Here is a 15,049-nt window from a genome sequence, read left to right as displayed (position 1 = left end):
TAGTTCGATCCATGCGAGACGCATACATACTCGGAGCCGGACAGTCGGCGTTCGGCTCCTTCCCCGAACGAACGTACCTCTCGCTGTTCGACGACGCGTTCGACGCGACGATGGACAGCGTCGACGGCGAGCTCTCGCCCGACGAAATCGACGAAGCGTTCCTCGGCACGCTCGGCGTCGGCGGGCGCCAGATCGGCCTCTCGGGGCCGGCCGTGACCGAACACCTCGGCCTCCACGGCGTCCCGACCACGCGGGTCGAAAACGCCTGCGCAGCCAGCGGCTACGCGTTCCGCCAGGCCGTCACCGCCGTCCGATCCGGGATGGCGGACGTCGCGCTGGCCGGCGGCTACGAGGTGATGACCGACGCCAGCTCCGACCACACGCGCTGGTGGCTCGGCGTCAGCGGCGAGACCGAGTGGGAGCGCATGAGCGGGACCACCTTCGCGGGCGTCTACGCCCAGATGGCGAGCGCCCACATGGAGGCGTACGAGACGACCACCGAGGACTTGAGCCGCGTCGCGGTCAAGAACCACGGCAACGGCGCACAGAACCCGAAGGCCCACCTCGGCTTCGAGTGCTCGCTCGAGGACGCCGTCTCCGCGCCGGCGGTCGCGGACCCGCTGAACCTCTATCACTGCTGTCCGACGACCGACGGCGCAAGCGCCGTCCTCGTGGTCAGCGAGGACGTCGCCCGCGAGTACGGCGACGCGCTCGTCCGGGTCGCCGGCGCCGGGGCCTCGAGCGGGCGGGTCGGCCTCTTCCAGCGCGAGTCGCTGACCTCGATCCCGGCGAGCGTCCGCGCGGGCGAAGACGCCTACGAGGAGGCCGGCATCGGCCCCGAGGAGCTCGACTTCGCCGAAGTCCACGACTGTTTCGCCATCGCCGAGCTGCTGGCCTACGAGGATCTGGGCTTCTGCGAGCGCGGCGAGGCCGGCCGACTCCTGCGGGAGGGCGTCACCGATCCCGACGGCGAGTTGCCGACCAACACCAGCGGCGGGCTCAAATCGAAGGGCCACCCGATCGGCGCCACCGGAACCGGGCAGGTCGTCGAGGCCTTCAAGCAGCTCCGCGGCGAGGCCTACGTCCAGGTCGACGATCCCCGGTACGGACTCACCCACAACGTCGGCGGCAGCGGGGGCGGGGTCACCGTTCACGTCTTCGAGCGCGAGGAGGTGGAAGCATGAGGGGGATCGTCGCGGGTAGCGCCTACGTTCCCCGATTTAGACTCGAGAGCGAGAAAGTCGAGGCCGCGTGGGGGACGAACCACGCCTCGGGCGTCGAAGAGAAAGCCGTCCCGGCGGCCGACGAAGACGCGCTGACGATGGCGATCGCGGCGGCCCGGCGAGTCCTCGAGGACGCCGCGCTCGACCGCGCGACGCTGGAGACCGTCGCGGTCGCGACGACGACGCCTCCGCTCGAGGAGGGCGATCTCGTCCCGCAGCTGGTCCGGGCGCTCGACCTCCCGGCCGACGTCGCGAGCGTGACGGCCACCCAGCACGCCGCGGCCGGCGCCGAGGCGCTCTCGAGCGCGCTCGACGCCGACGGTCCCGTGCTGGTCGTCGCCGCGGACTGTCCGGAAGGCGAGCCCGCCGACGCCGACCACGCGATGGGCGCCGGTGCGGCGGCGTTCGTGATCGACGACGATCCCGCGGTCACGATCCGCGACGTGGCGTGGCACAACGACCACACGCCCGGCGTCCGGTTTCGCGAGCGCGGCGAGCGCGACGTCGGCTCCCTCGACATCACGACCTACGAGCGGACGGCGCTTCGCGAGGCCGTCACCGAGACCGCATCGGCCCTCGAGGTCGACCTCGAGGGCGTCGGCGCCGCGGCGGTTCACCAGCCAGACGGCGGGCTCCCCTACCGCATCACGGGCGATATCCCCGTCTCCGGCGAGGCGGTGGCGGCCGGCACCGTCGCCGACCGCATCGGCGACGCCGGCGCGGCGACGGTGCCGATCGGGCTGCTCGCGGCGCTGGCCGAAGCCGAGGACGACGCGACGCTCGGCGTCTTCCTCGGCGGCGGCACCGCGGCCGCGCTCGCCTGCGAGGGATCCCTTCCGGTCTCGGGTCTCGAGGACCTCGAGGACGGCAAGTCCCTCGAGTACGCGACGTACCTCCGCGAGCGGGGGTACGTCGTCGACGGCGAGGTCGCCGGCGGCGGCGCGAACGTCAGCCTGCCGAACTGGCGGCGCTCGCTCGAGCAGCGCTACCGTCTGGTCGCCGGCGAGTGTCCGGAGTGTGGCGGCGTCACCTTCCCGCCGAAGGGCGCCTGTCAGGAGTGTCACGCCCGCGTCGAGTTCGAGCCCGTCGAGGCGTCCCGGACCGGGACGACACGCGCGGTGACGGTTATCGGCCAGGGCGGTGCACCCCCGGAGTTCGCCGAGTTGCAGCAACGGGACGGCGCCTACGCGGTCGCGATCGTCGAGCTCGAGGCCGGCGACGGGACGGTGACGCTCCCGGCCCAGCTCACCGACGTCGATCCGGAGTCGGTCGCGGTCGGCGACGCGGTTCGACCGACGATTCGGAAGATCTACACCCAGGAGGGGGTGCCCCGGTACGGCGCGAAGTTCGAACCGGCCGAGTAGCGTCCCGAACGCGCTCGGTCGTCGGCGTCGACTGCAAGAACCGACGGAACCGCTGCCTTTAGTGCGATAACAATGTACGAGATACACGCAGAAAAATGACGGACGACTGTGACGAACGTGGGGGAACGGGTTCGGGGAGCCCGTATGGAACGGAGGCGCGATCGCTCGACGAACTCCTCGAGGTACTGGCCGACGAGCGCCGACGGTGCCTGCTCGCGTACCTGTTCGATCAGGATACGACCGCCGCGTCGTTCGAGGCGGTCATGGACGGCGTCCTCGCCGAGCTAGAGCGGCGACAGCGCAGACGGCCCGAGCGGGAGGTGCTCGCCACGGACCTCCGTCACCGACACCTGCCGCGACTGGCCGACGTCGGGGTCCTCGAGTACGACTCTCGGAGCCGAACGGTACGGGTCTACGGACACGAGCGCCTGGAACGGCTGTACGAGCGAATCCGACCGCTCGAGGAGACGTGAGGTCCGGTTTGACCGTGGCTCACCGATATGCTTATCGGTATCGTGTGAATGGGTGACATATACGCGACCTTCGAACGCCGACCCCGGACGAACTCGAGCGGTACGCCGCGGTCCACCACGTCGATCTCTCCGACGCCGAACGCGAGGACCTCGCGGCCGCCGCTGCCGGACTGCTGGACGCCTACGAGCGACTCGCGGCGCTCTCGCCGTCGGAGCCGACGGCACCTGCCGATCCCGATCGGTCCGGATCCGTCCCGGACGACGACGAGAACCCGTGTAATGCCTTCGTCAGGCGCTGCTCGGTATCTGGCACCGCAAACGGCGACGGACTCCTCGAGGGGTACGACGTCGGACTGAAGGACAGCGTCTCCCTCGCCGGGATCGGGCTGACCTGTGGCTCCGCGATGCTCTCGGAGTACGTTCCATCGACGGACGCGACGGTCGCGACGCGGCTGCTCGAGGCGGGTGCGACGATCACCGGGAAGCTCAACATGGAAGACATGGCGTTCTCGGGCAGCGGCGAGCTGTCGGCCCACGGTCCCGTCCCGAACCCGAGAGATCCCGACCACCTCGCTGGCGGTTCCTCGAGTGGGTCGGGCGCCGCGGTCGTCAACGGCGACGTCGACGTCGCGATCGGTACCGATCAGGCCGGCTCGATCCGCATTCCGGCCGCGTGGTGTGGTTGCGTCGGACACAAGCCGACCTACGGGCTCGTCCCCTACACCGGGATCGTCGGGCTCGGTCGGTCGTTCGACCACGCCGGCCCCCTCGCTCGGTCGGTCGAGGACTGCGCCCGCACGCTCGAGGCCATCGCCGGCGCGGACGGACTGGACCCGCGCCAAGGTGCCGTCCCGACGGAGCCGTACGCCGAGGACCTCGAAACCGATCCCGCCGATCTCACGATCGGCGTCCTCGAGGAAGGGTTCGACCGCGAGGAGAGCGAACCTGGCGTCGACGAGACCGTCACCGGCGCGCTCGAGGAGCTCGCCGATGCGGGCGCCGAGCTGCACGAGGTGTCGGTGCCGATGCACCGCGACGGGCTCGCGATCTGGAACGGGATCGCCATCGAGGAGACGACCGCGACGATCGCGGGCGAGGGGATCGGCTCCTTCGGGAACGGCTACTACGACACCGAGCTGATGGCGGCGTTCGGCCGGGCGCGTCGGGAGCGGGCCGACGAGTTCCCGCCGACGGTCAAGCTCGTAATCGCGCTCGGGGAGTACCTCGCCGAGGAGTATCACGGTCGGTTCTACGCCAGAGCCCGGAACCTCGCGCTCGACCTCGCGGCCGCCTACGACGAGGCCCTCGCCGACGTCGACGTCCTCGCGATGCCGACGACGCCCCAGACGGCCCACGAGCGTCTCGAGAACCCCTCGCGGCTCCAGGTCCTCGAGCGAGCGGTGAACATGCTCGAAAACACCGCGCCGTTCGACGCCACCGGCCACCCCGCGCTCTCGGTACCCGCGGGCTCGAGCGACGGGCTCCCGGTCGGGTTGATGCTCGTCGGCGAGGCGTTCGACGATAGGACCGTGCTGCGAGCGGGTCGGGCCGTCGAGCGACGCGTCGACTGGAACGCCTGATCGCCCTCGCCGGCCCATTCCGAACGGGCGGGAGGTGGGATGGGAACACTTTTCATTGTCTCGCGAGTGGGTTCGCGTATGCACGTCACGGTACTCGGAGCCGGAAGCATGGGACACGGAATCGCGCAGGTGTCCGCGATGGCGGGCCACGAGGTCGTTCTTCGGGATATCGAGGCGGACCTCGTCGAGGACGGCCTCGAGGGGATTCGCGAGAACCTCCAGGGTGGAGTCGACCGGGACAAGGTCACCGAGGCGGAGATGGAGGACGCCCTCGAGCGGATCGAGGGGATGACCGACCTCGCCGGGGCCGTCGCCGACGCCGACCTGGTGGTCGAGGCGGTTCCCGAGGACATGGATCTCAAGAAGGAGGTCTTCTCGGACGTCGAGGACGCGACGGGTGTGGAGACGATCATCGCCTCGAACACGTCCTCGCTGTCGGTGACCGAGATGGCAAGCGCGCTCGAGCGGCCCGAGCGCGCCGTCGGGCTGCACTTCTTCAACCCGCCCCACATCATGGACTTAGTCGAGATCGTGATCGCCGAGCAGACCGACGACCGAACCGAAGAGACGGCGATCGAGTACGTCCGCGGGCTCGAGAAGGAAGACGTCGTGGTCCGAGACACGGCCGGCTTCGCCAGCTCGCGGCTCGGGGTCGCGACGGGGCTGGAGGCGATCCGGATGGTCGAGGAGGGCGTCGCCAGTCCCGCCGATATCGACGAGGCGATGAAGATCGGTTACGGCTACCCGATGGGCCCCCTCGAGCTGACCGACCTCGTCGGGCTCGACGTTCGCCTGCACATCGCCGAGCACCTTCGCGAGGAGCTAGGTGAGCGGTTCAAACCGCCACAGACGCTTCGCCGGAAGGTTCGGGCGGGCAATCTCGGCAAGAAGTCCGGGGAGGGCTTTTACCTCTGGGAGGACGGCGAGCGCGTCGGCACGAGCGGCGACTGGGGTGAGGACGATGACTGAGCTCGAAGACAAGTACGAGCTGCTGTCGGTCGAGGTCGGCGAGCGCGCCGACCGGGTCGCGACGGTCGCCATCGAGCGCCCCGACGCGCGCAACGCGCTCAACGGCCAGGTTCGCACGGAGCTCAAGGACGCCGTCCGTTCAGCCGACGACGACGACCGCGTTCGCGTCCTCGTGCTTACGGGAGGCGAGGGGTCGGGCGCGTTCGTCGCCGGCGCCGACGTCACCGAGTTCGCCGATCGCGGCGTCGTCGAGCAGCGCGAGGCCAGCGAGCGACCCCGCGTGTACGAGACCGTCGACGACGCCTCGATCCCGGTGATCGCCCGCGTCAACGGCCACGCGCTGGGCGGGGGCTGCGAGCTCGCACAGGCCTGCGACGTCCGGATTGCCCAGGAGGACGCGAAGCTCGGCCAGCCCGAGATCAACCTCGGGATCATGCCCGGCGGCGGCGGCACCCAGCGGCTCACCCGCCTGGTCGGCGAGGGCCAGGCGATGAAGCTCGTGCTCTCGGGCGAGCTGATCGACGCCGCCGAGGCGAAGGAGATCGGCCTGGTCGACGAGGTCCACGACGCCGAGGCCCTCGACGACCGCGTCTACGAACTCGCCGGGAAAATGGCCGCGAAGAGCCCGATCGCGCTGGAGTTCGCCAAGCAGGCGATCAAGGCCAGCTCCCGGACCGGCCTCGAGGAGGGGCTCGACTACGAGGCGGAACTGTTCGTTCAGCTGTTCGCCACCGAGGACAAAGACGAGGGGATCGAGGCGTTCCTCGAGGGGCGCGACCCCGAGTTCACCGGCGAGTAGCTGGCGTCGACGTCTCTTCTCCCATCCGTTCCGCTTTTCGCCGTTCGAGGGTCACCCGTGTGGGATCGAGGCCGTCGATCCGCGTCAGTCGTCCGCGGGAGTCGGTCTCCAGCTTGCGGCCTCGAGTCGGACGCTCGAGACCTTGAACTCCGGAATCCCGCTGATCGGGTCGAACGTCTCCTGGGTGAGCTCGTTGACCGCGCCGTCGGCGAAGTGCATCGGCATGAAGACGACGCCCCGATCGGGACGGTCGGTTACCTGCGCGGTCACCTCGATCGAGCCGCGCCGGGACTCGAGGCGGACGTCCTCGCCGTCGGCGACGCCGAGCTGGGCGGCCGTCTCGGGGTGGACCTCGACGAAGCTCTCGCCGACGTGGGACATGATCCCCTCGACGCGGCGGGTGAGCGTCCCCGTGTGGAAGTGATAGAGGACGCGCCCGGTCGTCAGCGTCAGCGGATACTCCTCGTCGGGCAGCTCGCCGGGCTCACCGAGGTCGGCGGGAACGAACCGGGCCTTCCCGTCCTCGAAGTTGAACGCCTCGTCGTAGAGGTACGGCGTTCCCGGATCGGACTCGTCCCGGCAGGGCCACTGCAGTCCGCCCTCGCGCTCGAGGCGCTCGTGGCTGATTCCGCCGTAGATCGGCGCGAGATCGCTGATCTCGTCCATGACCTCGGCGGGCGCGTCGTAGCTCCAGTCGTAGCCCAGTCGGTTCGCGATCGTCTGGAGGATCTGCCAGTCCTGGCGGGCCTCCCCGGGCGGGGACAGCGCCTGGCGGACCAGCTGGACCCGACGCTCGGTGTTCGTGAACGTGCCGTCCTTCTCGGCGAAGCTCGCGGCCGGCAGGACGACGTCGGCGTGTTCGGCGGTCTCGGTCGGGAAGATATCCTGGACGACGAGGAAGTCCAGCTCCTCGAGGGCGGCCTCGGCGTGGTCGATGTCGGGCTCGGAGAGCGCGGGGTTCTCGCCCATCACGTACATCCCGCGGACGACGCCCTGGTGGGCCTCATCGAAGACCTCGGGAACGGTCAGCCCGGGCTCGCTCGGCGGTCGGTCGCCCCAGGCCTCCTCGAAGACCTCGAGGACGTCGGGGTCGTCGACGGGCTGGTAGCCCGGCAGGCTGTTGGGCAGCGTGCCCATGTCGCCACCCCCGCCCTGGACGTTGTTGTGGCCGCGGAACGGCGAGAGTCCCGAGTTCGGTTTGCCGATATGGCCCGTGACGAGCGCGAGGTTCGCCAGCGCCAGCACGTTCTGGGTGCCGTGGGAGTGTTGGGTCATCCCCATCGCCCAGCCGAACACGCAGCTGTCGGCGGTCGCGATCGTCTCGGCCGCGGTCGCGAGCTCGTCGGGTTCGACGCCGCAGAGACGCCGTACCTCCTCGGGCGTGAACGGCTCGACCTTCTCCCGGAGTTCCTCGAGGTTCTTCGTTCGCTCGGCGACGAACGCCTCGTCGTGGAGGTCGTGCTTGAGGACGTACCGGATCAACCCGTTGATCCAGGCGACGTCGTAGCCCGGCTCGACCCGGGTGTACTGGTCGGCGTGTTCGGCGATGCCGACCCGTCGCGGATCGAAGACGAACAGGTCCGCGCCGTCGCGGACGTTCTGCTTGATCCTGGTCGCGAGCACGGGGTGGCTCTCGGTCGTGTTCGAACCGGTGATCAGGTAGCAGTCTGCGTTGGCGACGTCCTCGATGCGGTTGGTCATCGCGCCGTAGCCCACCGTCTGTTTCAGCGCCGCGACCGTCGAGGAGTGACAGAGCCGCGCACAGTTGTCGACGTTTTTCGTCCCCAGAACCTGGCGGGCGAACTTCTGTAGCAGGTAGTTCTCCTCGTTGGTACACTTCGAGGACGCGAAGCAGGCCAGCGCGTCGGCGCCGTGTTTCTCACGGATCCCAGTCAGTCCGTCGACGACCCGTTCGAGGGCCTCCTCCCAGCTCGCCTCGCGGAGCTCGCCGCTCACACGGTCGCGGACGAGCGGTCGCTCGAGGCGGTCCTCGCTGTCGACGAAGTCGTAGCCGAACTTCCCCTTCACGCAGGTCGAGAACCCGTCGTTGGCGGGGGCGTGGTCGGCGTCTGTCGGTCGAACCCCCAGCACCTCCTCGTCGTCGGTGTAGACGTCGAACCGGCAGCCGACGCTGCAGTAACCGCAGGTCGTCTCGGTAACGTCGAGATCGTCGAGCCGACGGTCGGCGACGAACTCGGCGATGTCGAACATCCGTCCCTCCGAGAGAACCTTCGTCGCGACGCTCTCGCCGGCGTGTTCGGCCTCGAGAAGTGCGCGCTCGCCGGCCTCCCGAACCGTCTCCGTCGCTTGTCGCTTCGCCCGCTCCATGACGCCCGCGACGCCCGACAGTTCGGTGTCGTCTTCGGCCTCGGCGGACCCGCTCGAGCCGTGGGCCTCGCCCGCACCTTCGGGTTCGACGGTCTTTCCGATGGAGTTCTTCTGGGTGAAGCCGGGAATCGGCAGCGTCGCGCTGTCGGCGAGCCCCTTCTCCGTGATCGATCCCGTCGGACAGACCGTCGCGCAGTGGCCACAGGAGACACAGGCCGAGTCGACCATCGCCTCGGCGTCGTTCTGAAAGGCGATCCGAGTGTCTTCGCCGGTCCCCTCGATCCGGAGCACGCCCTCGACCTGGACGTCGTTACAGGCCTCGACGCAGCGGTTACAGAGGATGCACTTGTTCCGGTCGATCTGGATGAACGGCGAGGTGTCGTCGAGCGGTTCGTACTCCTCGCGGTCGTCGAAGACGCCGTAGCGCGGTTCCTCGACCTCGTTCTCGATCGCGGTGTCTTGGAGCTCGCAACGCCCGTTCTGGCCGCAGGTCGTACACCGGAGGTTGTGGTTCGAGAGCACCAGATCGAGGTTGACGTCCCGGGCCTCCGCGGCTTCCTCGTCGTCGGTTCGGATCTCGAGACCCTCCTCGGCGGGGTGGCTACACGCGGGGACGATCCCGTGTTCGTCGGTGTCGACGACGCAGGTCCGGCAGGTGCTCCGGGGCCCGATCTCCTCGCTCCCCTCGTAGTGACACAGCGCGGGCACGTCGTCGTCGGCCCCGGCGGCCTCGACGGCCTCGAGGATCGTCGCGCCGTCGTCGACGGTGACCGTTCGCCCGTCGACGGTGAGCGTGGTTCGGCCGTCGGCGCCCGCGGGCTCGGGATCGTTCGCCGTTCCCGTCGTAAACTCCTCGGTCAGCGGGGTGCTCGGCTGCGGATCGTCGACGTCCGGCACGCTCGGCAGCGGTTGCTCGTCCGATACCTCGGGTCGGTCGCGGTGGCTCTGTCGGTGATCCTGTAAACTCATGGGTTCCCTCCGTTACACTCGCCGGCGGGACAGCGTCCGTTCGCGTGGGCGACGAACTCGGGTTCGAACGCCTCGAGCGCCGTCGTCGTCGGCCGAGCGGCATCCCGACCGAACCCACAGAGGCTCGAGCGCTCCATCACGCGGGCCAGCTCTCGGGCCTCGTCGATCGCGTCCTCGCGCTCGTAGGTCGACCGGAGCAGCTCGGTCAGCTGCGTCGCTCCCTCGCGGCAGGGCACGCAGCGACCGCAGTTCGTCTCGCGGGCGAAGGCCGCGCGCCGTCCCGCGAGCGCGACGGGACAGCGATCCTCGCTGAACAGTTCGATCGCGCCGTTCGTTCCGAGGCCCGCAGCCGCGAGCTCGGTGGCGTTCGCGGAGACGTCGAGCGTCTCGGTTAGCCCGCCGAAGACGCCGCCGACACACGCCAGCGCGGGTTCGTCGATTCCCAGCGGTTCGATCGCCGTCGCGAGGGCCCCGTCGGTCGACACCTCGAAGACGGTCGAGTCGGCGAGGTCGCCACCGACCTCGAACAGTCGCGTTCCGGGGTCGTCGTCGGCGCCACCGACGCCATCGTCGAGCGCGATCGCCCGAAGCTGCGCGAGCGTTCGCGGCGTGTGGATCACGGTCGGACGCCCATGCAGTCCGTACTCGGCCGGGCCAGGCGGACGGCGTCGCGCCTCGAGCCGCTCCGCACCCTCGAGGGCCTCGAGGGCCATCGTCGGCTCGCCGGCCGCGTACTCGTCGGGGCCGGCGACGACGTCGATCGAGACATCGACGTCGACGACCTCCTCGAGACGCGCGGCCGCGTCGGCCGCAGTTCGGTGGACGCGCTCGTCGTCCTCGTTACAGTAGACGACCAGCTCCGAGGCGCCGACGCGGTCGGCGACCGCGACCGCGGGATCGAGGACGGCCAGCGGATCCGCAGCGAGCAACAGCGAATCGACGTTCACGCGCGGGTCGGCTTCGTTGGCGTGGACGACGACGACGGGCTCGCCGTCGGCGCTCGCGGTCGTTTGCCAGCAGTCGCCGATCGGTTCGTCCGACGCGATGTCGCCTCGGCCGCGCCCCCGGAGGCCGCTCGCGACGGCCCGCTCGAGCACCCCCCCGTCGCCGTCGGCAAGGACGGGTCCCCTGGCGGTGTAGTCGGCGATCGCGGTCGGACGGGTCCATCCGCAGGCGCCCAGTACCCGTCCCCGGTCGACGGCGAACGGGGCGTCCTCGCCCCCCGGAAGCGTCGTCGCTCCGGGATCGTGTTCGACGACGGCCGTCGCATCGGCCGTCGGGAGTTCGTTCCGTGCCAGCGACTCGGCGACGTCCTCGGTGCACGCCTGGTCGGGATCGGCGAAAAACGCCGTTCGCTCACCGAGCGTCGCCGCGAGGCAGGGATCGAGCGCTGCAATCCCGGTCGGACCGACAGCGACGATCGACGGCGATTGGGTACGGTTCTCGCTCACGGTTGCACGCACGGCGTCCGTCCCGATCGATCGCGAACTCGCGGGTACGCGAAGGACTGCCCGGGCGTCGAACGCGCTCTTTCGCTCCATCGATTGCGTCTCTCGAGCGGTCCGCTGTAAGTGTTGTTTTCCGCGCCGAGCGCACGCGGCTGCAGTCGGGTGGTCTGCCCGGCTACTCGCCGGTGAACTCGGGGTCGCGGTTCTCGCGGAACGCCTCGAGCCCCTCGCGGTGGTCCTCGGTTTCGATGAGCGTGCTCTGTGCGAGCGACTCGAGGACGCCCGCCGTCTGGGTATCGGTGTCGCGGGCGGCGTTGACGACCCGTTTGGCCAGGCCGAGCGCCTGCGGGGGTTGGTCGAGCAGCGACTCCGCGTAGGACTGTGCCGCGGCGTCGGGGTCGTCCGCGACGCGTTCGACGAGTCCGATCTCGCGAGCGCGCTCGCCGTCGATCAGCTCGCCGCTGAAGATCAGATCCTTGGCGGTCCCCGGGCCGACGAGCTGGACGAAGCGCGAGCAGCCGCCGAGTCCGGGAATGAGGCCGATGTTGTGCTCCGGAAAGCCGAGCGTCGCGTCGGGACTGGCGATCCGGACGTCGCAGGCGAGCGCGAGTTCGAGTCCGCCGCCGACGCAGGTCCCCTCGATCGCCGCTAGCACCGGCTTCTCCATCGTCTCCAGCCCGTCGAACGCGCGACCGAGGACTCGCGAGTTCGAGCGGAACTCGGCGGTCGTCCAGTCCTGTGCCGTCTCGAAGAGACCGACGTCGGCGCCGACCGAGAAGACGTCGGCGGTCCCGGCGAACACGCCGACCCGAACCCGATCCTCCCGGAGCACGTCGACGGCCTCGGCGAGTTCGTGGCGCATCTCCTGGTCGATCGCGTTAACGGGATCGTTGTCGATTCTGACGGTCGCGATGCCGTCGTCGACGGTAACATCGAGCGTGTCGAACGTCATGCGTCGGTAGACGAGTGGAACCGTCTTGATTCTACTGACTCGCCCACTCGGGCTCGCGGTCCGCGAAGAACGCCGCCAGTCCCTCGTCGAAGAGGTTCGAGTCGCTCATCTGCTTGATCGCGGTTCGTTCGCGCTCGAGGTGTTCGTCGAGCCGACCCGCGAACACCGTGTCGACGAGCTCCTTGGTCCGGGCGTGGGTTTCGGTCGGCCCCTCGGCGTACTTCGTCGCATCCCTCGTCACTTCGTCGACGAACTCCGCTCCTGGCGTCTCGTAGCACTCGTTGGCGAGGCCGAGTTCGACCGCCTCGGCCGCGGTGATCGGCTGGGGGTCGAACAGCAGCTCGCGGGCCTTGTACGGCCCGATCGTCTTGACGAGGAAAAACGGCGTCGCGTTGTCCGGCGTCAGCCCGATCCGCGCGTAGGCGGTGTCGAAGACGGCGTCCTCGTGCATGTAGATCAGGTCGGACGCCAGCGCAAACCCGAGCCCGCCGCCGGCAGCGACCTCGGTTACCGCCGCGATCACCGGCGCCGGAAACGTCCGTACGGTTCGAATGAACCGGTTCGACGCCGCCGCGATGGCGTCGATCTTCGCCGAACGCATCTCCTGTGGCCGCTGTTCGATCGCGCGCAGATCCGCCCCGGCGGAAAACACCGGCTCGCCGTAGACGATCAGACAGTCGATTTCGCCGGCGAGCGCTTCGACTGCCGTCGCCATCGCTTCGACCTTCGACGGGCGAAACGTGTTCAGCGACGAATCCCCGCTCTCCATGACGAGACGGGCGATTTCCCGATCCTCGAGGTGTTCGATCCGCACCTCGTCGTGTACGCGTTCGGTGTTCGCTATCATTGGGTATCGTCCTCGTACTCGTCGTGACGGATCGAACCGTCATTACGATATCGCTCGGCGAGGGTCAGATACTCCTCGCAGTACCATCGAATCTCGTCGACGTGGTCCTCCGAAAGCGGCCGGATCTCCGCCGGAGCGCCGTAGGCCATGTGACCGCTCGGCACCGTTCGATCCTCGCGGATCAGTGAGCCGGCGGCGACGATGCAATCGTCCTCGATCGTCGCACCCGGAAGGATCGTACTCGAGATCCCAACGAGGACGTCGTCGCCGACGGTCGCCCGATCGACGACGACGTTGTGACCGATCGTGACCCCGGAGCCGACCGTCGCCTCGTGGAGCATCGTAAAGTCCTGTACGTTCGAGTCCGTGCCGACCGAGATCGGGCCGTAATCCCCCCGCAAGCAGGTAAACGGCCAGACGCTCGCGTTCTCCTCCAGGGTAACGTCCCCGATCAGGTAGGCCATCTCCGAGACGAACGCCGAGTCGGCGATCGACGGTCTCGTGCCTTCGAATGCGCGTTGCATACGTCAGCTGTGTGCGCCGGCAAGTTATTATTTGACCCCCAGGTAACTTTCCATCGCCTCGCGGTCCTCGAGCAGGTCCGTCGCTGGTGAATCGTGAACGATTCGGCCGTTCTCGAGGACGTAGGCGTGGTCGGCGAGCTCGAGGGCCATCTCGGCGTTCTGTTCGACGAGCAGGATCGTCACGTCCGATTCCTCGTTGAGGTCTCGGATGATCTCGGCGACGTCGTCGACGATCTGTGGCGCGAGCCCCTCGCTGGGCTCGTCGAGCAGGAGGATGTCGGTCTCCGGCCCGAGCAGGGCGCGAGCGATCGCCAGCATCTGTTGTTCGCCGCCGCTCATCGTCCCCGACTTCTGGCCGCGTCGCTCGTCGAGGCGGGGGAACCGGTCGTAGATCTCCCCGAACTCGTCGGACTGATCTCCCTCGCCGGTGTTGGCCGCCAGCCGGAGGTTCTCCTCGACGGTGAGACCGCCGAACACCCGGCGCTCCTCCGGTACCCACGAGATTCCGCGCTTGCGGATCTCGTACGGTTCGAGCCCCTGGATCGGATCACCGCTTTTCGTGATCGTGCCGTCGGCCGGAGCGGTGAGTCCCATGATGCTCCGTAGCGTCGTGGTCTTCCCTGCCCCGTTCCGACCGACGAGAGCGACGATCTCGCCGCGATCGATCGACAGCGAGAGGTCGAACAGGATGTGACTCTGTCCGTAGTAGGTGTTTATTGAGTCGACCGCGATCAGCTCCTCGACGGCCGCCTGCTGGCCGGCCGTCGGGGTCTCACTCACGGCCACCACCTCCGAGGTACGCCTCCTGGACGCGCTCGTCGGCCTTGATCTCCTCCGGATTCCCCCACGAGAGCAGTTCGCCCTCGTTGAGCACCGCGATCTGGTCCGAGAGCTCCATTACGATATCGGTGTTGTGTTCGATCAGGACCAGCGTGACGTCCTCGGCGATCGCCTCGATGAGATCGACCACTTCGTGGGTCTCCTCGGGGCTCATTCCGGCGGTCGGTTCGTCCATCAACAGCAGCTCCGGATCGGCCGCGAGCGCGATCCCGATTTCGAGGTGGCGCCGCTGGCCGTACGAGAGGTTCGCCGCGGACTGGTGGGCGACGTCGGTCAGGTGGACGCGCTCGAGAACCTCCCGAGCGTCCTCGATCGGTTCCTCCAGCGAGGCGTGGTGTCTGGTGAAATCGCCCGGGCTGAACCCCGTGTAGTGGGCCTGGGTCGCGATCCGAACGTTCTCGAGCGCGCTGAGGTCGGCGAAGAAGTTCGTGATCTGGAACGAGCGGACGATCCCCCTGTCGACGATCGCGTGTGGGGCGAGCCCGCCGATCGACTCGTTCCGGAACTCGATACGCCCCTCGGTCGGCTCGTGCTTTCCGGTCAGGAGGTTGAACAGCGTCGTCTTGCCGGCGCCGTTCGGACCGATGATCGAGGTGATCTCGCCGGCGGGAATCTCGATCGAGACGTCGTCGATCGCGGTCAGCGTGCCGAACTTCTTGGTGACGCCCTCGGTCCGGAGGATCGCGTCGTTTTTCGATATGTCGCTCGAAGTCGCAGTTACGGTTTCGCTCAT

At 68.7% G+C, this 15,049-nt stretch carries 13 protein-coding genes; 6 read left to right on the top strand and 7 right to left on the bottom strand.

Annotation, left to right across the window (positions count from 1 at the left end):
- The first annotated feature begins 11 nt into the window (after positions 1 to 11).
- From QA609_RS02515 to QA609_RS02490, 6 genes are all read left to right on the top strand, one after another.
- Entirely contained in the window at positions 12 to 1,184 is a 1,173-nt protein-coding gene (locus QA609_RS02515; RefSeq protein ID WP_278301007.1) for a beta-ketoacyl synthase N-terminal-like domain-containing protein, read from the top strand.
- Positions 1,181 to 2,587 carry an OB-fold domain-containing protein gene (locus QA609_RS02510; RefSeq protein WP_278301006.1) on the top strand — a complete coding sequence of 469 codons (1,407 nt, stop codon included), beginning with the start codon at positions 1,181 to 1,183 and terminating at the stop codon, positions 2,585 to 2,587. Before QA609_RS02515 ends, QA609_RS02510 begins: the two co-directional genes overlap by 4 nt.
- A 95-nt stretch (positions 2,588 to 2,682) precedes the next feature.
- The gene (locus QA609_RS02505) at positions 2,683 to 3,060 is read left to right on the top strand and encodes a hypothetical protein (protein ID WP_278301005.1); all 378 of its coding nucleotides are present in this window, start codon (positions 2,683 to 2,685) and stop codon (positions 3,058 to 3,060) included.
- 59 nt (positions 3,061 to 3,119) lie between these two features.
- A complete protein-coding gene (locus QA609_RS02500) occupies positions 3,120 to 4,640 on the top strand; it encodes an amidase (RefSeq protein WP_278301172.1) in 1,521 nt (506 codons plus the stop codon).
- Positions 4,641 to 4,718: 78 nt separating this feature from the next.
- A complete protein-coding gene (locus QA609_RS02495; RefSeq protein ID WP_278301004.1) occupies positions 4,719 to 5,609 on the top strand; it encodes a 3-hydroxyacyl-CoA dehydrogenase family protein in 891 nt (296 codons plus the stop codon).
- Complete coding sequence (locus QA609_RS02490; protein WP_278301003.1) at positions 5,602 to 6,408, top strand: enoyl-CoA hydratase-related protein; 807 nt, start codon at positions 5,602 to 5,604, stop codon at positions 6,406 to 6,408. The genes QA609_RS02495 and QA609_RS02490 overlap by 8 nt, the downstream gene beginning before the upstream one ends.
- Before the next feature lie 84 nt (positions 6,409 to 6,492).
- Here QA609_RS02490 and fdhF read toward each other — a convergent pair whose 3' ends face one another.
- From fdhF to QA609_RS02455, 7 genes are all read right to left on the bottom strand, one after another.
- Entirely contained in the window at positions 6,493 to 9,705 is a 3,213-nt protein-coding gene (gene fdhF, locus QA609_RS02485) for a formate dehydrogenase subunit alpha (protein ID WP_278301002.1), read from the bottom strand.
- Positions 9,702 to 11,246, bottom strand: coding sequence for an NADH-ubiquinone oxidoreductase-F iron-sulfur binding region domain-containing protein (locus QA609_RS02480; RefSeq protein ID WP_278301001.1), 1,545 nt, complete (start codon positions 11,244 to 11,246; stop codon positions 9,702 to 9,704). Before QA609_RS02480 ends, fdhF begins: the two co-directional genes overlap by 4 nt.
- 82 nt (positions 11,247 to 11,328) lie before the next feature.
- Entirely contained in the window at positions 11,329 to 12,105 is a 777-nt protein-coding gene (locus QA609_RS02475) for an enoyl-CoA hydratase/isomerase family protein (protein ID WP_278301000.1), read from the bottom strand.
- 31 nt (positions 12,106 to 12,136) lie between these two features.
- Positions 12,137 to 12,952 (bottom strand): enoyl-CoA hydratase-related protein, encoded by an 816-nt coding sequence (locus QA609_RS02470; RefSeq protein WP_278300999.1) that lies wholly within the window; start codon positions 12,950 to 12,952, stop codon positions 12,137 to 12,139.
- On the bottom strand, positions 12,949 to 13,476 hold the full coding sequence (locus QA609_RS02465; RefSeq protein ID WP_278300998.1) for a gamma carbonic anhydrase family protein: 528 nt from the start codon (positions 13,474 to 13,476) through the stop codon (positions 12,949 to 12,951). The genes QA609_RS02470 and QA609_RS02465 overlap by 4 nt, the downstream gene beginning before the upstream one ends.
- A gap of 27 nt (positions 13,477 to 13,503) precedes the next feature.
- The gene (locus QA609_RS02460; RefSeq protein WP_278300996.1) at positions 13,504 to 14,265 is read right to left on the bottom strand and encodes an ABC transporter ATP-binding protein; all 762 of its coding nucleotides are present in this window, start codon (positions 14,263 to 14,265) and stop codon (positions 13,504 to 13,506) included.
- Positions 14,249 to 15,049 carry an ABC transporter ATP-binding protein gene (locus QA609_RS02455; RefSeq protein WP_278300995.1) on the bottom strand — a complete coding sequence of 267 codons (801 nt, stop codon included), beginning with the start codon at positions 15,047 to 15,049 and terminating at the stop codon, positions 14,249 to 14,251. The genes QA609_RS02460 and QA609_RS02455 overlap by 17 nt, the downstream gene beginning before the upstream one ends.

The organism is Natronococcus sp. A-GB7 (assembly GCF_029688865.1).
In the GTDB taxonomy this organism is placed as follows: domain Archaea; phylum Halobacteriota; class Halobacteria; order Halobacteriales; family Natrialbaceae; genus Natronococcus.
Note: the sequence above shows the minus strand (reverse complement) of the source record. Positions and strands in the feature narration are given on the sequence as shown.

Coding starts and splice junctions, on each gene's coding strand:
- QA609_RS02475 (WP_278301000.1), bottom strand. CDS start 12,105: ATGACGTTCGACACGCTCGATGTTACCGTCGACGACGGCATCGCGACC.
- QA609_RS02505 (WP_278301005.1), top strand. CDS start 2,683: ATGACGGACGACTGTGACGAACGTGGGGGAACGGGTTCGGGGAGCCCG.
- fdhF (WP_278301002.1), bottom strand. CDS start 9,705: ATGAGTTTACAGGATCACCGACAGAGCCACCGCGACCGACCCGAGGTA.
- QA609_RS02480 (WP_278301001.1), bottom strand. CDS start 11,246: ATGGAGCGAAAGAGCGCGTTCGACGCCCGGGCAGTCCTTCGCGTACCC.
- QA609_RS02465 (WP_278300998.1), bottom strand. CDS start 13,476: ATGCAACGCGCATTCGAAGGCACGAGACCGTCGATCGCCGACTCGGCG.
- QA609_RS02510 (WP_278301006.1), top strand. CDS start 1,181: ATGAGGGGGATCGTCGCGGGTAGCGCCTACGTTCCCCGATTTAGACTC.
- QA609_RS02455 (WP_278300995.1), bottom strand. CDS start 15,049: ATGAGCGAAACCGTAACTGCGACTTCGAGCGACATATCGAAAAACGAC.
- QA609_RS02515 (WP_278301007.1), top strand. CDS start 12: ATGCGAGACGCATACATACTCGGAGCCGGACAGTCGGCGTTCGGCTCC.
- QA609_RS02470 (WP_278300999.1), bottom strand. CDS start 12,952: ATGATAGCGAACACCGAACGCGTACACGACGAGGTGCGGATCGAACAC.
- QA609_RS02495 (WP_278301004.1), top strand. CDS start 4,719: ATGCACGTCACGGTACTCGGAGCCGGAAGCATGGGACACGGAATCGCG.
- QA609_RS02490 (WP_278301003.1), top strand. CDS start 5,602: ATGACTGAGCTCGAAGACAAGTACGAGCTGCTGTCGGTCGAGGTCGGC.